General features: G+C 69.6%; 18 protein-coding genes and 2 pseudogenes. 8 read left to right on the forward strand and 12 right to left on the reverse strand.

Translation table 11 applies throughout. The features are described 5' to 3' along the window. Positions 1-980: 980 nt before the first annotated feature. Both OHA99_RS00005 and OHA99_RS00010 read left to right on the forward strand, forming a co-directional pair. Positions 981-1,289, forward strand: a complete 309-nt coding sequence (locus OHA99_RS00005) for an ankyrin repeat domain-containing protein (protein ID WP_366471724.1) — start codon at positions 981-983, stop codon at positions 1,287-1,289. Between the two features lie 477 nt (positions 1,290-1,766). Next, on the forward strand, positions 1,767-4,454 hold the full coding sequence (locus OHA99_RS00010; protein ID WP_331727662.1) for a Helicase associated domain protein: 2,688 nt from the start codon (positions 1,767-1,769) through the stop codon (positions 4,452-4,454). A 1,130-nt stretch (positions 4,455-5,584) separates the two neighbouring features. Here OHA99_RS00010 and OHA99_RS00015 read toward each other — a convergent pair. The 3 genes from OHA99_RS00015 to OHA99_RS00025 form a co-directional block, all read right to left on the reverse strand. Further along, a complete protein-coding gene (locus OHA99_RS00015) occupies positions 5,585-6,796 on the reverse strand; it encodes a CU044_5270 family protein (RefSeq protein ID WP_331727664.1) in 1,212 nt (403 codons plus the stop codon). Continuing rightward, positions 6,793-7,398: an RNA polymerase sigma factor gene (locus tag OHA99_RS00020; protein WP_153182130.1), complete on the reverse strand. Its 606-nt coding sequence runs from the start codon at positions 7,396-7,398 to the stop codon at positions 6,793-6,795. Before OHA99_RS00020 ends, OHA99_RS00015 begins: the two co-directional genes overlap by 4 nt. A 255-nt stretch (positions 7,399-7,653) precedes the next feature. Beyond that, entirely contained in the window at positions 7,654-8,499 is an 846-nt protein-coding gene (locus tag OHA99_RS00025; protein WP_366471720.1) for an ABC transporter permease, read from the reverse strand. A gap of 357 nt (positions 8,500-8,856) precedes the next feature. Here OHA99_RS00025 and OHA99_RS00030 point away from each other — a divergent pair, with 357 nt between their 5' ends. The 3 genes from OHA99_RS00030 to OHA99_RS00040 all read left to right on the forward strand — a co-directional run bounded on the left by OHA99_RS00030 (position 8,857) and on the right by OHA99_RS00040 (position 10,578). Further along, positions 8,857-9,300, forward strand: coding sequence for a nuclear transport factor 2 family protein (locus tag OHA99_RS00030; RefSeq protein WP_331727670.1), 444 nt, complete (start codon positions 8,857-8,859; stop codon positions 9,298-9,300). Between the two features lie 454 nt (positions 9,301-9,754). Beyond that, positions 9,755-10,177: a DUF6192 family protein gene (locus OHA99_RS00035; protein WP_194280235.1), complete on the forward strand. Its 423-nt coding sequence runs from the start codon at positions 9,755-9,757 to the stop codon at positions 10,175-10,177. Positions 10,178-10,236: 59 nt separating this feature from the next. Continuing rightward, on the forward strand, positions 10,237-10,578 hold the full coding sequence (locus tag OHA99_RS00040) for a DUF6192 family protein (protein WP_405693367.1): 342 nt from the start codon (positions 10,237-10,239) through the stop codon (positions 10,576-10,578). A gap of 891 nt (positions 10,579-11,469) precedes the next feature. Here OHA99_RS00040 and OHA99_RS00045 read toward each other — a convergent pair. The 8 genes and pseudogenes from OHA99_RS00045 to OHA99_RS00080 form a co-directional block, all read right to left on the reverse strand. Beyond that, positions 11,470-11,784, reverse strand: coding sequence for a hypothetical protein (locus OHA99_RS00045; protein ID WP_405693369.1), 315 nt, complete (start codon positions 11,782-11,784; stop codon positions 11,470-11,472). A gap of 20 nt (positions 11,785-11,804) precedes the next feature. Continuing rightward, positions 11,805-13,403, reverse strand: coding sequence for an ISL3 family transposase (locus OHA99_RS00050; protein WP_405693370.1), 1,599 nt, complete (start codon positions 13,401-13,403; stop codon positions 11,805-11,807). A 220-nt stretch (positions 13,404-13,623) separates the two neighbouring features. Beyond that, complete coding sequence (locus tag OHA99_RS00055; RefSeq protein ID WP_366471716.1) at positions 13,624-13,983, reverse strand: STAS domain-containing protein; 360 nt, start codon at positions 13,981-13,983, stop codon at positions 13,624-13,626. Further along, the gene (locus OHA99_RS00060; RefSeq protein WP_381501974.1) at positions 13,980-15,248 is read right to left on the reverse strand and encodes a PP2C family protein-serine/threonine phosphatase; all 1,269 of its coding nucleotides are present in this window, start codon (positions 15,246-15,248) and stop codon (positions 13,980-13,982) included. The genes OHA99_RS00055 and OHA99_RS00060 overlap by 4 nt, the downstream gene beginning before the upstream one ends. Continuing rightward, complete coding sequence (locus tag OHA99_RS00065) at positions 15,248-16,057, reverse strand: alpha/beta fold hydrolase (protein ID WP_405698869.1); 810 nt, start codon at positions 16,055-16,057, stop codon at positions 15,248-15,250. Before OHA99_RS00065 ends, OHA99_RS00060 begins: the two co-directional genes overlap by 1 nt. A gap of 192 nt (positions 16,058-16,249) precedes the next feature. Beyond that, positions 16,250-16,456 (reverse strand): annotated as a pseudogene (locus tag OHA99_RS00070) (hypothetical protein); the annotation flags it as partial. A gap of 54 nt (positions 16,457-16,510) precedes the next feature. Then, positions 16,511-16,720 carry a hypothetical protein gene (locus tag OHA99_RS00075; protein WP_176156434.1) on the reverse strand — a complete coding sequence of 70 codons (210 nt, stop codon included), beginning with the start codon at positions 16,718-16,720 and terminating at the stop codon, positions 16,511-16,513. A gap of 825 nt (positions 16,721-17,545) precedes the next feature. Continuing rightward, positions 17,546-18,001: a hypothetical protein gene (locus OHA99_RS00080; RefSeq protein WP_405693372.1), complete on the reverse strand. Its 456-nt coding sequence runs from the start codon at positions 17,999-18,001 to the stop codon at positions 17,546-17,548. 427 nt (positions 18,002-18,428) lie between these two features. On the opposite strand from OHA99_RS00080, the gene OHA99_RS00085 reads away from it, so the two are divergent. After that, positions 18,429-18,743 (forward strand): hypothetical protein, encoded by a 315-nt coding sequence (locus tag OHA99_RS00085; protein WP_228125988.1) that lies wholly within the window; start codon positions 18,429-18,431, stop codon positions 18,741-18,743. Positions 18,744-18,779: 36 nt separating this feature from the next. Here OHA99_RS00085 and OHA99_RS00090 read toward each other — a convergent pair. Next, a pseudogene (locus OHA99_RS00090) lies at positions 18,780-18,929 on the reverse strand (ATP-binding protein); the annotation flags it as partial. Positions 18,930-19,075: 146 nt separating this feature from the next. Between OHA99_RS00090 and OHA99_RS00095 the strand changes: the two are divergent. After that, positions 19,076-19,750 (forward strand): hypothetical protein, encoded by a 675-nt coding sequence (locus OHA99_RS00095; protein WP_366471714.1) that lies wholly within the window; start codon positions 19,076-19,078, stop codon positions 19,748-19,750. Between the two features lie 6 nt (positions 19,751-19,756). Further along, positions 19,757-20,452 (forward strand): tyrosine-type recombinase/integrase, encoded by a 696-nt coding sequence (locus OHA99_RS00100; RefSeq protein WP_366471713.1) that lies wholly within the window; start codon positions 19,757-19,759, stop codon positions 20,450-20,452. The last annotated feature ends 237 nt before the right edge of the window (positions 20,453-20,689 follow it).

Raw genomic sequence — 20,689 nt, forward strand, 5'->3', positions numbered from 1 at the left:
TCGCTGCGCGATGGGCAAGCGAACACCCGCGCTGCGCGCGGGTGTTGCGCTTCCGCTCCGCGGAAGCGCTGGCTGGACGCTGCTCGTCCAGCTCACCAACCCGGCTGCGCCGGGTTGGTGACGCTCCGTCCGCTGCGCTCCCGGAGCTGCGGTGGCCTGCGCTGCGCTCCAGCCGCCTAGTGGCGCTGCGCGCCACAGGACGGACCCGCTGCGCGGGCCCGTCAACGGGCCTTCGGCCCGAGCGCTTACAGGGACAGGGGTGTGGTGCTCCGGTAGCGGGCTGTCAGCAGACCGTGGACTCCGCCCCCTGCGGGCGGAGTCCACGCCCGGATTGACTCGCGGGAAGAGTGATGGGCTGGGCTCTCAGGCGGGAGCGTGACGGCGGGTGCTCGGCAGCTTGTGCGGGGCAGCGTGGTGCCCGGGCCGGCCTGTTGCGGGAACGGCGAGGTGCCGCAGGGCGAGGGTCGCGGTGACGAGCAGGGCGGTGAAGACGATCAGGAAGAGGACGGCCCGGGCACATTTGCCGGCTACCTGGGGCCTGCCAGCCGGTCCAGGCCGCGGACCCTGCCCACAGGAGGATGGCCGCAGCGTAGAAGGAGCGGATACGGCGCAGTTGCCGCGCGGCCCGCAGGAACTGGATGCGTTCGGTCTTCGGTGCCATGCGGCACCGTGTACCCGCGATGCGCGATGCACGCCGGAGGTCGGACGGGATCTTGAGTGGGGGCTCTGTCGAGGGTTTCGCGAGTCTGTCTCTCGATGTGATGCAGCATGTAGAGTTGGCGTAATGTGGGGACACCGGTAGCAGGGTCGGGGGCCGCTGCAGCTTCGGCGTCTTATGCCCGTGGTCCGTCCACTGATGTGATAGCCACGGCCCAGCAAGGCCGGTGGAGAAGGGAAGGGGCGCTATGGGTTCCGATGCGCTGTGGCGTAGCACTTGGCCTGAGGTGGAGCCGTGGACACCGGCGCATCAGGCCGTGGAGATGAGTGGCTACGAGACCCTCGCCGTGCTCCTGGGCGCTGGGGCGGACCCGGGCGAGGTGTGCTTCGAGCTCACGTTGCTGACTCATGCGATCGACCTGGAAGGCGACGGCCATGTGCAGGCGGATTACCCGCTGAACACCGCCTCCACGGCGATCCTGCTGGCCTACGGTGCCGATCCGCGCCTGCCGGCCATCGACGGCGAGACTCCCCTGCAGATCGCCGAGTACTACCACCACGAACCGGCCAAGCGGCTGCTCCAGCGCTCCTTCTCCCTCACCCCGGCCAGATCCGCAGGGAGCGCCGCGTGACGAATGATCGCGGGTCTTCGCCCCTCGGCCCGGACTCCGCTTACAGCGACGCCTCGATCTACGTGGACGCCGTGTCCGCCCCGCGGGTCGTGGGTTGGCTTCGAGACGCCCTCGGCTTCGTTGAGGAGGATGGTGCGGAGCTGACCGTCGGGCCGGTGCGCGTGGAAGCGAGCACAACGACTACAGCATCGGCCGACGGGCCCATCCCTTCGACTTCCTTCAGTGGCCGACCGTGCTGGAGTGCGAGGCCCCCGCGGGAACGCCGGACGAGGTGGTTCAGGCCGTCACGGCCGTGCTCGAAGCACTGTGGCACGGTGGCTTTAAAGCCGTCGCCGCCTGCGACTTCGAGGACGAGCTGCCCGCACGCGGCGGGATCGACAGGTACCCCTGCCCCGCCTCTACCACTGCCTCTGACGCGTCCGCAGTCTCGTCGGGGTCGTGGTGGAGGAATGTGATGTCATCCGGGAAAAGACAAGGATGAGTTCTGTGATCAGTCTCCGGGAACATCAGGTGACCCAGAAAGCAGCCATTCGAGAATGGGTCAGAATTTATGCAAGATCTTCTGTGCCGGGGCAGGGGGCCCGGGGCACGCTGGTGTCCGCCACGGGATCCGGTAAGACGATCACGGCTGCCGCGAGCGCGCTGGAGTGCTTCCCGGGCGGGCGGATCCTGGTGACCGTGCCCACCCTGGACCTGCTCGCACAGACCGCGCAGGCGTGGCGGGTGGTCGGTCATCGGGCGCCGATGGTGGCGGTGTGCTCGCTGGAGAACGACGCGGTGCTGAACGCGCTGGGGGTGCGCGCCACCACGAATGCGATCCAGCTCGCGCTCTGGGCCGGGTCCGGGCCCGTGGTCGTGTTCGCCACCTACGCCTCCCTGGTGGACCGCGAGGGCCCGGAGGACCCGACGGGCCGGCGGACGGTTCGCGGGCCGGTGGAAGCCGCTCTGGCGGGCGGGGAGCGGCTCTACGGCCAGCAGATGGCCCCGTTCGACCTCGCCATCGTGGACGAGGCCCACTCAACCGCGGGTGATCTTGGCCGTCCGTGGGCGGCGATCCACGACCATGCCCGCATCCCCGCCGCCTTCCGGCTCTACCTCACCGCCACCCCGCGGATCCTCGCCTCGCCCCGCCCGCAGAGGGGCGCGGGCGGGGTGGAGGTGGAGCTCGCGAGCATGGCCGACGACCCGGACGGCATCTTCGGGGCCTGGCTTCCCGGCGCCGAGCTCGGGCTCTCCGAGGCGATCGAGCGGGGCATCCTCGCCGGGTTCGAGATCGACGTCCTGGAGATCCGCGACCCCTCCCCCATCGTCGGGGAGTCGGAGGAGGCGCGGCGGGGCCGGCGCCTGGCGTTGCTGCAGACCGCGCTTTTGGAGCACGCGGCGGCGTACAACCTGCGTACGGTCATGACGTTCCACCAGAAGGTCGAGGAGGCCGCCGTTTTCGCGGAGAAGCTGTCGAAGACCGCAGCCGCGCTGTACGCGCGCGACGCCTCCGGCGAGGACCTGGCGGCCGCGGAGAAGCTGCCCGCGTCGTCGGCCGGCGCTTGGTTCTACGAGCTGGAAGCAGGACGCCACGTGCCGCCGGAGCGGGTGTGGTCGGCGTGGCTGTGCGGCGACCACCTCGTCACCGAACGACGCGAAGCCCTGCACGAGTTCGCCAACGGCATCGACGCCGAGGGCCGCCGTGTGCACCGGGCGTTCCTCGCCAGCTGTCGCGTGCTTGGGGAGGGCGTGGACATCACCGGCGAACGGGGAGTCGAGGCCGTCTGCTTCGCCGACACCCGCGGCTCGCAGGTCGAGATCGTGCAGAACATCGGCCGGGCTCTTCGGCTCAACCGGGACGGTTCCACGAAGGTCGCGCGGATCATCGTGCCGGTGTTCCTGGAGCCCGGCGAGGACCCGGCCGACATGGTCGCCAGCGCCTCGTACCGCCCCCTTGTAGCCGTGCTGCAGGGCCTGCGCTCGCATGACGAGCGCCTGGTCGAGCAGCTCGCCTCGCGTGCGCTCACCAGCGGCAAGCGCAGGGTTCACATCCGGCGCGACGAGGACGGGCGGATCATCGCGGCCGACGGCGGAGAGGGCGGAGGCGACCAGGATCAGGGCGGCACCGACGGTTCGGTCGAGTCGGCTCTGCTGCACTTCTCCACCCCGCGCGACGCCGCGACGATCGCGGCGTTCTTGCGCACCCGGGTCTACCGGCCGGAGTCGCTGGTCTGGCTGGAGGGCTATCAGGCGCTGCTGCGGTGGCGGAAGGAGCACCAGATCACCGGCCTGCACGCCGTCCCCTACGACACCGAGGTCGAGGTCGGCGTCACGAGGGCCTTTCCGCTGGGGCGGTGGGTGCACCAGCAGCGAAAAGCGCGGCGGGCCGGGGAGCTCGAGGAGCGGCGCAAGACGCTGCTCGACGCGCCGGAGGCCGGCACGGTCTGGGAGCCCGGCGAAGAAGCCTGGGAGACGAAGCTGGCGGTGTTGCGCTCGTACCACCGTGCGCACGGGCACATGGCCCCGAGGCAGGACGCCCTGTGGGGCGATCCCGCCGACGGCAAGCCTGTCCCCATCGGTCAGCTACTGGCGAATCTCAGGCGTAAGGGCGGCCTCGGCAAGAACCCCGAACGGGCGCGGACACGGGACGCGCAGCTGGCCTCGATTGACCCCGACTGGGACTGCCCCTGGCCACTGGACTGGCAACGCCACCACCGCCACCTCGCCCACCTCGCCGCCGACGAACCCGGCGGAGTCCTGCCCGACATCGCACCCGGCGTCCTCATGGACGGCGACGACCTCGGCAAATGGCTTCAGCGGCAACGCCGCAGTTGGGTGGAGCTCTCCGAGGGACAGCAGCAGCGGTTGACAGCGCTGGGCGTACAGCCCGCTGAGACGCCGGCACCCGCCCCGGCGCCCCAGCGTGCGACGAAGGGCCGCCCGGCCAAGGCGCAGTACGCGTTCCAACGCGGTCTGGCAGCCCTGACCCAGTACATCCAGCGGGAAGGCAGAACCGTCGTCGGGAGGGCACACGTTGAGGAGCTGCCTGACGGTTCGGCGATCAGGCTGGGTGTGTTCTTGAGTAACCAAAAGGCCAGGCGTGACCGGCTGGATGCGGATCAGCGGGCCGCCCTCGCAGAGCTGGGCTACACCTGGGCTGCAGAACGGTCCGGGCGCAGCTGATGTTCGCCGATGCGGCACGCGCCCAGTACCGGACGGGCTGATAAGCCGTTTGGTTCTGTATGCAGGATGCTGGGTGGGGCGGAGCGAGGGCGTGGCGGAGCGAGGGCGTGGCGGTCCGAAGCCGATTCGGTGGACGTGCTGTTTCGGACTGCGGGCGGGGCGACTGAGTGTCCGAGGCGGTCATGGGCGGCCGCCCACGTGGTCTTCGAAAACTGTCCGCCGCTGAAGCCTTCCCGGCCCGCAAAGGCAAGCGGCGGGCGCCGGGACGGTGGCGGTCGGCCACCACCGGGCCGCTGGTGCACTACGGGTCCGCAGCGGCGCGACTGCGTGGGGTGCTCCTCGACCGCGAATCCACGCGTCAGCGGGCCGGAACGCCCGGCCGCTTGGACTGCGGTGGCATGTGCCGAGCGGGGTGCGGGCGCATGCTCCTCAGCCGATGCTCCGGCCGGCCGATGGCCACGGGGTGCTCGCCGACTGCACAGGGGGCGGAGAGCTGACCCGGCGGCAGCGGTCTCTCGCTGCGGTAGTCGGAGAGATCTGTACGGCGGCGGGCCGGCGGTCGTGGGGGCTTGGGCCTCTCGACCCGATCTACCGACGCGATGTGGCCTGGCTGGCCGGACACCGGCACCCGCCGGACCACGGTGGTCGGTTGCCGGCTGCCGCCCTGCAGGAGGCGTTCGCCGAGCCCGCGCCGCCGTGGGAGGGCGTAGGCGGGGCCGGGAGTTCGGCGGGTTGTGTGTCCCGCGCTGTTCCATGCGCTGTGGGCGGGACGGCCGGCGGCGGGCCCGGGGGCGGCGGTGCAGGGGCGGATGCCGGTGGGGGCGCGGGCGGCACGGTGAGGGCCGGCCCGTATGCCGCGAACAGGCCGGCCGGTGCGGCGGCTGCGGGGCGGAGCGGCGCGCACTGGTGGGGTTCACCGGGATGCCCCCGTCGATCTCGCCGACCGCGTCGGCCGGCAGCGCCGACGGCACACGTGGACCCGCCGTCCTTCCGCGGCCCGTACCGCTCCGGCGGGACGGGCCGGGGCCGTTCCCGCTCCGCGTCCGGCAGAACACCGCGGTCCTCCAGTCCCACGTGCGGAGCATGGGCGGACCGGGCGACAGCCGCAGGACCGACCGGTCCGGCCGTTCCTACTTCTTCTCGCTGCCGGGGAGCCGGCCGGGCTTGTCGACGACCGCGCTCTTGAGGAGGGCCGAGCTGTCCAGGAGCGTCCCCGCCTCGGCGTAGGGCGTGTCCTTGGTCAGGCGGGTGGAGTGGCCGAGGTAGGTGAAGTCCTGTGTGCTGAAGACCCATTCGGTGACGACGCCGTTCTTCGTGTCGCTGCGGGCGATGCCCAGGCCCCGGCGGCCGACGGCGTCCTGGGCCCGAGGGGTCTCGGTGACGCCGGGGATCTTCGCTGCGGCCCGGTAGAGCGCGGCGGCCGTACGTGCCGGCATCACCTGGTCGAGGAGGTCGCCGATCTGCTCGAAGACGGCCTGGTCGCGTTCCCTGTTCTCGGCCTGCGGTGCCTTGGCGTACAGGTGGTCCAGCAGCCGGCCGGGGTCGGTCGGCAGCGAGGCCAGCCATTGGTAGGTGGGGCGGCTGAAGCCGGCCGGTGTGCCGTTCGTGTCGCCGAACTCGGCGTTGAGGGGCACGGTCTTGCCGTCGCTGCGGATCAGGCCCTGCTTCTGCACGGGCTCGGGGTCCTGGGAGAGCCACAGCTCGTAGTCGTGCAGCGGGCCGACGACGGCCTTCCCACTGGACAGGTCGGCTTCGCGGACCTTCTCCCTGACATAGGAGAACTGGTCGTCCCGCACCGTGGGAGTGTCACGCTTGCCCGCGGCGTCGGAGATCTGCCCGAGGAGAGCGGAGACGGGCTGCATGTCCGCGGCCGCGTCGGACGACGTGCCGGCGGCGGGCTTGCGGTCGCCGTCGTTCAGGGCGAAGGCCGCGGTCACGATACCGGCCAGGGCCAGCGCGGTCACGGGCGCCAGGAGTACGGGGCGCAGCCGTCGGCGCCCCGGCCGGGCAACAGCGGCGGGGGTGGTGGGGGCAGTGGCGGCGGCGGCGGTGGTGGGGGCGGCAGTGGCGGCGGCGGCGGCGGTGGCGGTGGTGGCGGCGGGGGCGGCGGTGGTGGCGGTGGTGGTGGGGGCGGCGGGGGCGGCGGTGGTGGGGGCGGCGGTGGTGGTGACGGTGGTGGAGGCCTGGTCGCGGTCGATGTGTCGCATCAAGAGGTCCTTGTGATGGAGGTGCCGCCCGCGCGGAAGGTCCCAGTCGGCCGGGGCCGGCAGCAGACGGGCAATCTCCTCGCGCTCGTCCGAGGGCTCGAAAGAAGCCGGGTTCGGGTTCGGCCTGCCGTTCATGTGAGTTCCTTCCGCACGGGCACGGCCGCGAGTGCAGCCGCACCTGTCATCTCTCCGCGGACGGTGGGCAGTTCCATGTTCTCCTCGGCAAGCCGGGCGAGCTTCTTGCGCGCGCGGGACAGACGGGACCGTACGGTGCCGACGCAGATGCCCAGCGCCTGAGCCGTCTGCCGGTAGTCCAGACCGGAGAACACGCACAGGGCGAGCACCTCCCGCTCGTGGCGCCGCAGCCGGCCCAGGCAGGCCTGAACGGCACGCAGCCGGCGCACGTCGTCCAGACGCCCGGCCGCCTCCGGTGCGAAGTCCTCCACCGCCGTGGCCTGCGGCCGGCGCGTCAGGAACAGCTGCCGCCGGCGCACGCTGCGCCGTGCGTTGTCCGCCTTGTGGGTGGCAATGCCCAGCAGCCACGGCAGCAGAGTGCCCCCCTCCTCGTGCACCGCGGCACGGTTGCCCCACGCGGCCAGGAAAGTCTCGGACATGATGTCCTCCGCCGCCGACCAGTCACCGGTCAGCCGCAGACCATGGTTGTACACCGCGCCGGCGAACGCCTCGTACAGCTCGGCGAACGCCTCACGGTCACCGGTGCGCACACGACGCCGCAGGTCGTTGTCTGAGTTCCTCACACCTTGTTCTCTCCACGCCCCCGGACGCGTTCCAGTGATCCACCTCACTCCCACACGGGCCGCCGTTCCCGCCCGAAGACGCCGAGAACAATGTCCCCCTTCGTCCTCCCGCGGCCACGGCCGTGCCAGTCCCCGGTCACCCTCGATCAGCCGAACTCATGGCACGAGAAACGCGGTTGCGGACGGCAGGCGGGCCGTCCAGTACGCCCCCGCGCCGGTCCCCGGGGGCAGTCTTCACGACGGGGCTCGCAACGCCTCGACCGGTTCCATCCGGGAAGCCCGCAGCGACGGATACACACCCGCCAGCAGGCCGACCACCGCGCCGACGACCGGAGCGCCGACGGCAAGCCGGCCGTCGAGTACGGGAGTCCAGTCCTTGACCGCCGACACGGCCACCACGACGACAACCCCCAGCGCGGCACCGATCACGCCCCCCAGCAGCCCGATCGTCGTCGACTCCAGGAGGAACTGAGCGGCGATCTGCCGGCGCGAGGCGCCCAGGGCACGCCGCAACCCGATCTCTCCGACCCGTTCCATCACGGTGACCAGCGTGACGTTGGCGATACCGAGAGCACCCACGATCAGCGAGACGAGCCCGAGGACCAGGAACAGACCGTTGACGTCGCCCTGGACACCCTTGCGTGCCCTCGACAGATCGGGCGGAGCCAGGACGGTGAGCGCCTTGGCGCTGCCCGGTGCCAGGGCGACGGGAGACTGCCGGGCTACCTGCTGCGCGGCACCGAGGGAAGTGTTGACCAGGACGCGGTTCACCGTGTCCAGGCCCAGACGGTCCCTGGCCGTCGTGGGCGGCAGGATCACCGAGGTGGACAGGCGCTGCTCACGCTCGATTCCGCCGAGGATCCCGATCACGGTGAAAGAAAGACCGTTGAAGAAAACCGCGGGCGCGTCCTCCACCCGGGTGACACCGAGCAGGCGAGCGGCCTGGTCGCCCAGCACCGCCACTCTGGCGCCGCGGGCGATGTCACCCCGGTCGTAGAACCGGCCGGCCGTGACCTCACCGCGCACCGCCACCGGCAGCGCCCCGCCCGCGCCCGGCCCGCGATACACCTCCCCCAACATCACATTCTCCTCCACACTCCGATAAGGAAGCAGGTGAAAAGACTGGAAAACAAAACCAACACTGCTTCCCAGGAACCGTCTCCTCGCTCACCTCACGAGGCATGACAACACTGCGGTCACTAACCGATACCGCCGACACGGCCTGGCAGCGTTAACGGTGAGCCGGACACCCACCACCACCGACATCACAAACACACCCAACACAGCCGACAGGCCAGGCCTTGACGACGGACGCAGAAGCCCTCCACCCGGCCATTACCTCTGACGTAATCGACCACGCTCCCCTGCTGCGGCAGCGTGCTACATGTCAACGAGATCCCGACGAGGATTCCGGCATCTAAGGCGCGAGGAGCAACCATGCCCATCAAAACCGCTGACCTCACCGCGAGTTCCGTCGCCGACACCACCCGCCACGTCGTCCAGGAGTTCCTCGCCGCCCGGATGGCCGGGGATGTCGAGTGGCTCGTCGCGCTCTTCGCGGACGACGTCGACTGGCTACTCGCCGAGAACCCTGCCGTCCCGTGGATCCGGCCACGCTCCACCGGAGCCGAATGCGCCGCCCAGTTCACGGAGCTGGCCGAGCACACGGTGGCCGAGGATGCACGGGCCTCCGTCGACACGTTCCTCGTCGACGGCACCGACGCCGTCCTGATGGGGTACCTCTCGGGGACCGTGCGCGCGACGGGGAAGTCCTTCGAGGGCCCCTTCGCGCTGCGCCTCACCGTCGAGGAGGGCCGGATCACCCGGCATCACCTCTACGAGAACAGCGTATCGATCGCCGAGGCGTGCACCCCTTCCTGAGTCCCGCCCCCCGAGTTGCGACCTGGCTGGCGCCGGGGCAGGCCTCGCGGAGATGGTCCGATCGCCGAGCGGGTGGCGTAGCGCGGTCTTCGGAAAGACCCACACCCCAGCCCCCTTTGCCTGGTCGGCCACCGCACCAGTGTGCTGTCGCGATGCTCCCCGACAGCACCTTCTACGAACCCGAAACGCGCGCGCCGCTTGACGAAAGGCATGGAGGCCCCCCGATTCCCCTTCCCCCTCGTGGGCGTCGCGCTCGGTCAAGGCGACGACGGACACGGCGTATCGGCGGTGGCGTCTACAACGTCCCGCCCGCCCACGACGCTCTGGCCGCGCTCCCATCCCCCCAACTGACCCCGTCAACTCGTCCACCACGACATCGAGTTCACGTGTGGTCCAGTGGTCGAGGGTGGCTGGGCACGAGTACGAGTCGGGGCTTGTGGCGAGGACGATCAGGATGGCGCTGGAGATCGAGCGGATGCGTTCGGTGGGCGGATCGATGCCGAACGGCACGGACGACCTGTTCACGGTGGAGGAGTCGCAGCAGATATTCGCGGACGGCATCGGTGTCGAACGGCGGACGGTGGAGGACTGGAGCTACACCGCCAACCGGTGGCCCAAGGAACGCCGAAAGGACGGGGTGTCGTTCACGGTCCATCGCATCCTGGCCTCGGTCGTCGATGAGGACGAGCGGTGGGCGGCGATCGAGGATGCGCCGTTCCACCCGCGCACGGGGGCGAGGCAGTGGACGCCCGACGGTGCGAAGCGGGTCGTCGGCCAGCGGGTCGACCGCCCGGTCGCTGTGGACGAGAAGGTCCAGGCCGTCGCTGACCTGACCCGGGATGATGAGGTCGCGCGCAGGGTGCCACCGATCTGCTGAAGCGGCCTGCGGTGACCGAGCATGTCACCCGGCCGACCGGGTGCGGGCCGTCCCCTGAGTTGACCAGGGACGACACCACCCGGATGCTCGTCAGCCGTGCGCAGTTCGACAACTCCAACGACACGCGCGAACGGATCCGGGAGCGCACACCGGCCGCCCGGAAGACCGAGCGCACCGTCGAGGACCTCGACCTGGTCGGCTCCTGTCAAGGCTTCGGGGCCGCCCTGGGCCGGCTCGTTCCGCAGCTGCGCGGGCAGGAGTTCACCCAGGACGAGCGCGAGACTGTCCGATGGCAGATCGGCAGGGTCCGCGCGGCGGCAGACTGGCTCGAAGGAGCCCTCGACAACGGTGAGTTCGCCCTGGACGAGCAGCTGGTCCAGCTACTCCAGGGTGAGGAGTAGCCGTGCCTCGGTGCCGGGAGGCCCGGCCCCTGGCCAAGCACTACAGCGACCTGGTCCGCGTCGCCCTGATGGAAGCACGCCCCGCCGGCCTGCACACCTACCAGCTCATGGCCGCCACCCGCCTTGCCCGCTCGCAGGTCGGCCGGGGCATCCGGCACGTCCGCGACGTCGTCGCCGCGGAGAACCTGACGCCGACCACCTGGACTCGAGGGGACGGCTATCCGTTCACCGACCTCGTGGACTGGGCCCGCGACCGTCTCCGACTCACCTGCGCACCGTCTCCCGCCCCAAGGACGCCAAGGGCTTCGTCCTCCCGCCCGGCCATTGGAAAGCCGAGCACACGATCGACTGCTGCGTGGAACGCCCGCCGCAACGCACGCGACTACGAACGCCTCCCGCAGCAGTCCGAAGCACACCTGAACTGGGCACTCATCACTACGATGACCCCACGCCTCACTCGCAAGAGTCCTCGGACCAGCCAGTGGACGACGAAGCCAGCTCGTTGACCCTGGCCTGGCTGGTGTGACTTTGTACACGAGAACCGGTTCTGGCTCAGGTTCTGTGGTGCGGGCCACGCTGAGTGAGTGGATCAGCCCGCGGTTGACCGTTCCCGATGGCGAGAACGAGCCCCGGGTTAGTCCCCCGCCTCGGCTGCAGACCTCTTGCTAAGGAACCGCTTCGCTGCCTCAACCGCTTCTCCGTTGAGTTCCTCGACGGAGACTCCCCGACTCTCCTCCCAGCCGCCTAGGTTGTGCGCGCAGTGCACCAGGGGTTCTAGCTCTTCGGGGTAGCCGAGGTCGTAGGGATGTCTGCCCAGATGAGGTGGGTGGCGAGGGCGGGATCCAGGGATCCGTCGGCGATCTGACCGGCGATCCAGTAGGCCATCGCCCACTATGCGGCCCGGGGGTCCGCGGGCGGGTGGAAGAGCAGTCCCAGTTCCTCCAGTACTTGGTCGAAAAGCTCTGACGCTTCGGGCTCTTCGCTCCGAAGGAGTCCAGCCAGCATGGCGAGGGACGGGCTCTCGACCCCCGCTATCAGTGCGTCCAGACCTGCCTGAATGAGCCGGTCCGACCCGACATGCCTGCCGAATGCCCTCTCGCGCGCGATGTGTCTGAGCTGATCGAGGGCGTCGTCGCTGGTCATCAAAGTCTTCTCCGTCGGCATCTGGGAGGAGAAGGCTGACACATCCGCCGACGCCACTGCCATCGAGTTCCTCCCGTCGGTGATCAGGACATGAGGACGCGCTTCCGCAGGAGGGCGAAGCCCGCCCGGCCGAACATCTGGCGCTTGAGCATCTTGATCCGGTTGACGTGGCCTTCGACGACGCCGGAGTTCCAGGGCAGGGTCAGGCCGGCGATGACGGCGTCGCGGTCTCGGTCGATGCCTGCGGCGAGGGTGTGGAGGCTGGGCAGGTTGTCCTGCCGGACGGCGTCGAGCCAGTCCGGCAGGCGCTCGCCCTGGCGCTCGGTGAGCATGGCCGCGAAGGAGCGGACATGCCCGGTGAGGGCGTCCAGTTCGGGGCAGTGGGCCCGGACGGTTTTGAGCTGGAGCCGTTCGGACTCGGTGAGGGTATCCGGGTGGCGAAGGATCCATCCGGCGACGGCCCGAGGCGAAGGCGGCCGGGCGGTTACCGGCCGCGGTGAGGTGCGCTTGTCGTGCATGTAGGCGCGAACGCGCTGGTAGCTGCCCTGGTAGCCAAGCGGCACGATCTCCTCCCACAGCTTCCAGGCGTTGGTGTAGCCCTCGCTCCAACGGTCGTCCAGGTAGGGCTTGTAGTCGTCGAGGACGGAGGGCCGGTTCTGCCCCTGGCCGGTGAACAGCTCCTCCGGGCTTGCGGCGTCGGCGAACTGCTTGACCGTGCGGTAGGTCATCCTGAGCTGCCGCTGGATGGAGCGCCGGCTGTGTCCTGCCGTCAGCAGGCCGTGGACGGCCGCGTGCCGGGCCCGGGTCCGGTCGGCGAACCGGTGCCCGCGCGGCCAAGGCGAAGCGGACGGGTCCGCGGCTGGCACCGCCTCGGGTCCGGATTCAGAAGCTGTGGAGGCCAGAGCGCGGAGGCAGCCACGGTGCTGGGCGACGCTCCGTTCGGCGGCTTCGCTCAGGTTGTGCCAGAGGTGCCACCGGTCCGCGACCTGGACAGCCTGCGGTGCACCGGTGGTGGCGCCCTCGGCGAAGAACGGTGCCCGGTCCCGGCACACGACCTCGACGCCGGGCCGCTGGGCGAGCCAGGCGGCCGGGCTCGATGCCTCCCGGTCCGGCAGGAGATCGATCGGGCGGCGGGTTTCGACGTCGACCAGGACGGTGCCGTAGTGGCGGCCTTTGCGGGTGGCGTACTCGTCCACGCCGACCACCCGCGGCGCGGGCGCTTCGGGCTCGGGAAGGACGTCGATCAGGCGCAAGACGGTACTCCGGCTCACGGACACGCCGAGGATGGCAGTCAGCCGGGCGCCGGCGCGGCCGGCCAGGGCGAGACCGACCGAGGCCAGCGTTGAGCGCAGCCGCTCGGTGCGCTGGCCGTGCCGACGGGTCAGGCCGGGTATCTGGTCCACAAAGGTCCGGCGCGAGCACAAGGTGTTCCGGCACCGGAACCGCCGAACCCGGAGCTGGAGTACGACGCTTCGTCCGGCGCTCGGTACGTCGGCGGGAAACCGCAGGTAGGAGCTGTGAACCCGGGTCGACCAGGCCCCGCACCCCGGACAGACGTCGCCGGCCGTGGTGCAGTGCGCGTCGACGCGCACCATCTCGATATTCAGGTCCACCGACAGCACCGCAACGTCCGCGATCGACGGGAACAACAGCTCCTTCAGCCGGAGCACGACCTCTTCCACGGACCGGACTTTGAGCCCAGCCGCCTCGGTGACGGCTCATTTTCGAGCGACTTCGATGCCGCCCTGAGAGGCTCAATCATCACTCAAAGTGGCCGTTGCACGGAAACTGTGCCAGAACCCGAGAACGGACGGCAGATGTTTACCACTTTGGGAGGCACTGCGAACGGTGATTGCTCGATTCTCCGTGGGGGCGAGAGCTTCCTCTGGCAGGTACGACGGGTCAGTCGGAGACGATGTGCCAGGCGATTTCGGCGTCCTGTGCGGTGAGGTGGATGGCGAAGACCTGGTCGAGGCCGACGATGCGGAGGATCCGGTCTAGGTGGCTGGGGACCGCGGCCAGGACGACGGTCGCGTTCGCGCCCTGGGCGTGGTTGCGGGCGGCGATCAGGACGCTGATGCCGGTGGAGTCGCAGAAAGTGAGGCCACCGAGGTCGAGAACGAGTTGCTGGCCCGGACTTGGAGTCAGGCCGGGCAGCACGGCGCGGACTTCCCGCGCGGTGTGGTGGTCCAGTTCTCCGATGAGTTCGAGGACCGGCCCGGCAGGGGTGGCGCGGGTGTGAAGGGTCAGGTGCTTGGTCACTGCTGCTCTTCACTGGGGGGTCGGGGTACGTGGATGGCCAGGACTGCCGTGTCGTCGTCGACGCCGGTGCCGAAGGTGTCGAGCAGGTCGCGGACCGCGCGGATGGTGTCCGAGGCGGTGGTGGGGGCGAGCTGGCGGCCGAAGTCGCGGAGGGCGTCGTCGCCGTAGCGTTCTCCTCCGCCGGCCGCGGCATTGGTGTGGGCTTCGGTGAGGCCGTCAGTGTGCAGGAGGAGGGTGTCGCCGGGGGCGAGGTGGACGGTGGCGGTGGCGATGTGGGCATCGGGCAGTACGCCGATGAGCTGGCCGCCGGGGGTGGGCAGGTAGTCGGCCGTGCCGTCGGCGCTCATCAGCAGGGCCGGGGGGTGGCCGCCGCTGGCCAGGGTGATACGGAAGCCGCCGCGGCCCTCGTCCGGGGTGAGCAGGCCGTAGACGACGGTGCAGAAGCGTGGATCAGTGCCGTTGTACTCGTGGTTCAGCACCGTGTTGAGGTTGCCGAGGACTGCGGCCGGGTCGGAGTCGTACACGGCGGCGGCGCGCAGGGTGTAGCGGGCCAGGGAGGTGATGGCCGCGGCGGCGGCGCCCTTGCCGCACACGTCGCCCAGAAACAGGCCCCAGGTGCCGGCGGCCAGGGGGAAGAGGTCGTAGAAGTCGCCTCCGACCTCGTCGACGGAAGCGATGTGGTAGTACGCGGACACGTCCAGGCCGGGAACGTCCACCAGGGCCGGCGGCAGCAGGGTCTTCTGCAAGGTGGTGGCCAGTACCTGGAGGCGGTCGCGTTCGACGTCGGCTTCCTGGCGGGCGCGCAGCAGCTCGGTTTCGTAGGCGCGACGGTCGCGGGCGTCGAAGATGGTGGTGCGGATCAGCAGGGGCTGCCCGTCGCTGCCCGTTTTCACCGTGGAGGTGACCAGGACCGGCAGCCGGGTGCCGTCGGCGGCCTTCAGCTCCAGAGCGATGCCGCTGATCTCGCCCTGCATCCGCAGCAGCGGGCCGAAGTGGGTCTCGTGGTAGAGCCGGCCGCCGACGGTGAGCAGGTCGGAGAAGTGCTTGCGGCCCACGAGATCATCGCGTTGGTATCCGAGCCAGTCCAGCAGGGTGGTGTTGACCTTCGCGATCCGGCCGTCCAGCTGGGTGGAGAGGTAGCCGCAGGGCGCGTGCTCGTACAGGTCCTCGGCACTGTCCTCCAGCAGCGCGGAGAACTGTGCCTGCTCATCCACCGGCCCCTCGCCTTCTCGGCCCTCCCGCCCGTCGTCGCTGGTCTTGCACATCACCGGGCGGCCCCCACGAACGCGGCGATCGCCTCGGCGGTCTCCTCGGGCGCGGCGAGCTGCGGGCAGTGCCCGGTGGCGCTCAGCGTGACGAGCCGGCTGTCCGGAATCTGCGCGTGGACGAAGGCGCCCACCTCGGGCGGGGCGATCGCATCGCTGGAGCACTGGGCGACCAGCGTGGGCACCGTCACGTTGGCGAGGTCGGCGCGGTTGTCGGAAAGGAACGTCACCCGGGCGAACAGTTTGGCCATCGTCGGGTCGGTGCGGCAGAAACTGCTGGTGAGCTCCTCCCCGAGCTCCGGCCGCTCCGAGTTACCCATGATGACCAGGGCCATCGCACCCGACCAGCCCAGATAGTTCGCATCGAGCGATTCCAGCAGCTCGTCGATGTCCGCGGCGCTGAACCCGCCCCGGTAGCCGACATCGGGGTCGTCGACGAAGCAAGGCGAGGGAGCCAGCAGGACCAGGCCCGCGAACGCCTCGGGCTCCCTGGCGGCGGCCAGCACGCCCATCATGGCGCTCACCGAGTGCCCGACGAACGTCACCGGTCCCAGGGCCAGCTCCCGGCACAGTTCGAGGACGTCGTCGACGTACCCCTCCAGCGTGGAGTACCGCTCGGGACTCCACGCCGAGAGGTCCGAGTTCCCCGCGCCGACGTGGTCGAAGAGGACAACGGTGAAGGCCCGCTCCAGCGCCGGCACCACCAGCCGCCACATGTTCTGATCGCACCCGAAACCATGCGCCAATACCACCACGGGTGTACCGGGCCGCCCGGTCACCCTCACATGGTTCCTGCTCCGCACATCCATGTCCGCCATCGTCGCAGACGGCTCCGGGGGCGGTTGCGTCCCCATCGGGAGCCTGGCGCTGCGATCCGCTCGGCCGGCACATGGACATAACGGACTGTCGTCGACATCCAGGTATGGCCCAGCAGCGCGCCGATGGCCTCCAGATCCATCCCCCTGCCCATACAGGTGAGAGGCACAAAAGTGCCGCAAATCGTGAGCCGGGCCGCCGCGCCACTCCACCCACCGCCGGTCGTCCAGCACCGCTTCCGCGTCCTCGATACCGGCGCCTTCGAGGAACACCACCAGGTCGTGATCGCCGTAGGCGGTGCCGAGTATCTCGCCCCGGCCGTGACGGTGCACGCTGACCCGTCGGCCCCCGGAGACCGAAGGCCGATGCACGACGATGGGCGCGCTGCTCACGCCTCCAGGGTGCCCCTGCCGGCCCGGAAGCGCGAGCAGCGCTTGAGGGAGCGGTCAGCGGCCGGCGTCGTTGATGCCGGAGGCCAGCTGCCCCACGACGTCGAGCACGCCCTGCCCGAACGCGGTCGGCGCGACGAGGATGCCGAAGACCAGAACGATCAGCACCGTCAGCTTCTCGTCGTTGCGGCTGCGGGCGTGGGTCCGTCGGCGCAGCCGCACGACGATGATGACCGCCAGCAACACGGCAACATTGATGGTCAGCACGTACAACCCCCACCAGCTCAGTGAACGCCCCTGGTCAAGGTTGTAGCCAGCATGCGCATCCGAGACGTCTGTGTCATACAAGGATGGCCGCATATATCCGCCAGATCGGCCGGATCAGCCGTCTTGCCTCCGGGCTCAGGCCCGCTCACGGCTCAGGGCGCGTCAGACGGCGCGAAGTGTCCTACCCCAGCGTTGGACTGCCTTGGCGTCGCAGTTCTCGCACAGCGGGGAGCGGGCTCCGGAGCCGTATCTGTGGGTCGGCCGGCGGCACGTGGAGCACGGGCCGATCTGGTCGCCGGGACACGTGCGCGCTGATGTGTCCGGCTCGCTGGTGGGCGGTACAGGGGCCGGTCATCGGGTTTTCTCGCCGTTCCGCGGCCACGAGCGGCCACTTCGAACGAAGAATAGAACGACAGCGACGATGCCCCCGGCAGGCCAGCTTCCCGGGCCGCCGCCCCGCAGGTCTGCGGCGATGCCCTCAGCGTCTCCGGGACACGGCATCGAGGACGGACCGCCATCCCGTCGTCCCAGCACAGATCCACCCAGCGCGTCCCTGCCCCCGGGAAGCGCACGGATCGAGCGGTGGCCGCAGGGTCGCCACACACCGCGCAGGACCGGGGTGGCGTCTCCTGGATGCGGGCCAGCGTCTCCCGCCGCGCGGGCGGAGCCGGAGCCGCCTCCAGGCCGACGGGCTTGACGCCGTGGTGGTCGAGCAGATCGGCGGGCTCCATGACGTCTCTCCGTTCGCCCAGGTTTCGTGACAGCGAACCTTGAGCCTGTGCCACCGAAGTGTGACCATATGGAACCCGGCCGACGATCAAGACGTCAATCGGCGCCTTCGCTCCCAGGGGCGGTCGGAACAGGAAGCCACGCCTCTGCCTCCTGGTCCCAGCGAAGGAGGTGCCCCCACAGTTCGGGGCGTTCAACACCCAAGTCGATCAGCGCAAGCCGAGCCTCCTCACTGAGCCCCGATTCCACTTCGATGGTGACGGCTTGGCAGAACGACTGTGTAACAACGAGCTGAGCTCTGCGCCCTCGGCGCTGCCGCCATGACATCCGCTTGACCCGCACCGTTGTTCCGAGGCGCTCTCCGAGCTTGGTTGCGAATGCCGTCACGAACGGGCCGGGTGTCGCCGCGATTAGTACCGTTTCATATGAGATGCCACTCGACTCGACGCGCCACTCGACGCGCGACCTCCGTCCCCACCATGCGAGCGCCCCCAAGATCACCATGCTGAGCAGGACGATCAGCGCCAACCAATCGAGCCAGGTATTCAACATGGAGGCCATTGCAACCCAAGGTCCCGTGAAGCGGTAGCTGTTCCAGAGACTCGTAGGCGGTCGAACTTCAATGGCACAGGTGTCCCGTCTCAAATGATCTGGGCTGCGTGTAGGGCCGTGACCTGTGGCGACCAGAACAGCTGAGACGCCCGGCGACTGAGAATCTCAGGTGATCTGGTCCCTGACGGTTGGATGCGGGTGCTGTCTCAGTCGATCTGGTCCGGTGACGTCGCTTCGAGCTGGTACCAGGTCTGGGCGGTCAGCCACGACTGGTAGTCCCTGAATGTCGGAGTACGGCCTCAGTTCCCCAGTTGCGTACGGCTGAACGTCCCCAGTTGATGGCGCGTGTTCGGGGCCCGGCCTGGGTCGAGGTCACAAGGTCGTCTCTGCTGTAGGCCGTCTGACCCGGCCCTGGCAGGATCCGTGAATGCTGATCCGAAGAATGGTGGGCTGTGCCGGCCTGCTGGTCGCGCTCGTGGGATGCGGTGGTTCCGGTGACGGTGCTGCAGCCCCGAGTGGAGTAGAGCGTGTGGAGGCGACGGCTTCGATGGACCCGAACTCGATCACTGTCCTGGTGACCTTCGTCGGCGGGCCGGCCGACGGTCTGACCGAACATCGCCCACTGGCCGAAGCGACGGGCAAGGTGACCATCGATGGTGTGACCTATCGGGGCAATCCGGGGCCGCCGCCGGAGGTGAAGGACACCCCCGAGGGCCTGGCCCAGGTGATGAAGCCCGAGTGAGGCAGGAAGGGCCTCTCCATCAAGGGCCGGTTCTCCCTAGGCGACGTCGTTCTCTCGCTCAATGGCCATGAGGCGATTCTTCAGCCGGTAGCTGGGTCCGTTGATGGAGATGACGTCGCAGTGGTGGAGGAGTCGGTCGAGGAGAGCGGTGGCCAGGACCTCGTCGCCGAAGACCTGGCCCCACTCATCTGGGGTTGGCACTTGTTCCCTGGAGAACATCTGTCCTGCGACCTGCCGGTTTCGGGGTCTTGGGCGTCTCTTTGATTGTCTTGCTGACAGCGCTGTTTTGTAGGCGCTACCTTCATTCGTCAGGTGCGAGGAAGGTGTGCCGGATGGTGGAGTCGCGTCTGAGGGTGGTCGAGGGCCGGTCGGTGCCCGAGGTCCCCGTTGCCTGGGATCCGTGGGAGTTTCAGGCCCTGTGCGTGGAAGCGTTCGTGGCCTCATGGCGGGCCCGGGGGTTCCGCCCGGTGACGGTCGACAACGACATCGGCCTGCTGGAGCGGACGTTGAAGGCTTTGGGCCGACCGGCGTGGGATGTCACGCCCGAGGACATCGACCGCGTGGTCGGCGGCCTGGCCGTGGAGGGAAGAGCGCCGTCCACCCGCCGCGGATACGTCCAGATCTTCAAGGGCTTCCACCGGTTCCTTCAGGCCCGCAAGGCCATCGAGATAGAGGCAGCGTTCGGGGTCCGGCTGGTCTGCCCGGTGGACGAGTTCAACGCCTCGCGGCATGTCGGCGACGACTCGCCGGCCCTGCTGCCGCCACCGACTCCCAAACGGGTCGAGTGGTTCTTCGACTTCCTCAAGGCCCGGATCGCCACTGCCCGCAAGTACGCACCCGCCGCCCGTGACTACGCACTGTTCCGGACGCTGTACCATGCCGGCCTGCGATCGGAGGAGGCCTCGCTCCTGGACCACCCGGACGTCCACTTCGGCCGCGGCCCGTTCGGTAAACTGCACGTGCGCTTCGGTAAGGGCGCCCACACCTCCGGACCCCGTCCGCGCTAGGTGCCCATGCTCGACCAGCTGGACCTGGTCCTGCGCTGGTTCCTCGACGACGTCCGCGGCAAGTTCCCCGACTCGCCCGCGCTGTTCGCCGACGAGTCGGGCGGCCATCTGCACCAGGGCACCGTCCGCAACCGCCTGCGCTATCTCATGGAACTCGAGGGCCGACCGGCCGCTGACCGGTTCAGCCCGCATGCCCTGCGGAGGGCCTGCGCGACCCACAACTACGAGCGCGGGGTGGACCTGGTGGCCATTCAGCAGCTACTCGGTCACTGGACAGTCAGTTCGACCATGAGATACGTCAGGCCCTCGGCCACGTTCATCGAGGACGCCTATCGACGCGCCGTGACCACCACGCTCGGCGAGCTCAGCGGAGAGGAACCCCACGCCGTGAACATCAAGTGGAAGCTGCGGATGGCGGCCGCCCAGCGCGAGGTCTGGACCGGCGCCCAGCTGCGGCGCCTCTTGGCCGAGAGGGCCGGCCTGGAACTGTCCTCCGCCTCGGTGTCGGCCCTGTTCACCAAGGAACCCTCCCAGGTGAAAATGTCCACGCTCGCAGCGTTGTGCACCGCTCTGGAGTGCACCCCCAACGATCTGATCGAGGTCGACACCACCCCCGTCGAACGTCCCGCGGCCCCTCCTCGGCCGGCAGCCGATCTGCCTCGGGTTGCCTCGGCCCGGGGCCGGTCCATGCCGCCGATCTGACCGAAGGAGGTGAGCTCGGAACATGGGCAAGAGGCAGCGGGACTGCGTCGGATGCGGGGCTCCGGTTGGCTTCATCGACCGGCAGCACTGCTGCCGCTGCACGGCCCGGATCAAGGACGAAGCCGCCCGCGCGTCCTGCCCTACCTGCGGGAGGCCGCGAGTCCTGCAGGCCGGCACCGGACGGTGCATCACCTGCTCGCGGACCTGCACGGGCTGCGGCCGCCCGGTCCGCTCACC

The sequence above is a fragment of the Streptomyces coelicoflavus genome (assembly GCF_045041415.1).
Taxonomy (GTDB): domain Bacteria; phylum Actinomycetota; class Actinomycetes; order Streptomycetales; family Streptomycetaceae; genus Streptomyces; species Streptomyces coelicoflavus.

Excerpts from the sequence above, each read along its gene's own strand:
- OHA99_RS00100 (WP_366471713.1), top strand. The coding sequence starts at position 19,757 with ATGCTCGACCAGCTGGACCTGGTCCTGCGCTGGTTCCTCGACGACGTC.
- OHA99_RS00065 (WP_405698869.1), bottom strand. The coding sequence starts at position 16,057 with ATGGATGTGCGGAGCAGGAACCATGTGAGGGTGACCGGGCGGCCCGGT.
- OHA99_RS00060 (WP_381501974.1), bottom strand. The coding sequence starts at position 15,248 with ATGTGCAAGACCAGCGACGACGGGCGGGAGGGCCGAGAAGGCGAGGGG.
- OHA99_RS00015 (WP_331727664.1), bottom strand. The coding sequence starts at position 6,796 with ATGAACGGCAGGCCGAACCCGAACCCGGCTTCTTTCGAGCCCTCGGAC.
- OHA99_RS00080 (WP_405693372.1), bottom strand. The coding sequence starts at position 18,001 with ATGTTGAATACCTGGCTCGATTGGTTGGCGCTGATCGTCCTGCTCAGC.
- OHA99_RS00085 (WP_228125988.1), top strand. The coding sequence starts at position 18,429 with ATGCTGATCCGAAGAATGGTGGGCTGTGCCGGCCTGCTGGTCGCGCTC.
- OHA99_RS00095 (WP_366471714.1), top strand. The coding sequence starts at position 19,076 with ATGGTGGAGTCGCGTCTGAGGGTGGTCGAGGGCCGGTCGGTGCCCGAG.
- OHA99_RS00030 (WP_331727670.1), top strand. The coding sequence starts at position 8,857 with ATGCCCATCAAAACCGCTGACCTCACCGCGAGTTCCGTCGCCGACACC.
- OHA99_RS00010 (WP_331727662.1), top strand. The coding sequence starts at position 1,767 with ATGAGTTCTGTGATCAGTCTCCGGGAACATCAGGTGACCCAGAAAGCA.
- OHA99_RS00045 (WP_405693369.1), bottom strand. The coding sequence starts at position 11,784 with ATGGCAGTGGCGTCGGCGGATGTGTCAGCCTTCTCCTCCCAGATGCCG.
- OHA99_RS00005 (WP_366471724.1), top strand. The coding sequence starts at position 981 with ATGAGTGGCTACGAGACCCTCGCCGTGCTCCTGGGCGCTGGGGCGGAC.
- OHA99_RS00035 (WP_194280235.1), top strand. The coding sequence starts at position 9,755 with ATGGCGCTGGAGATCGAGCGGATGCGTTCGGTGGGCGGATCGATGCCG.
- OHA99_RS00025 (WP_366471720.1), bottom strand. The coding sequence starts at position 8,499 with ATGTTGGGGGAGGTGTATCGCGGGCCGGGCGCGGGCGGGGCGCTGCCG.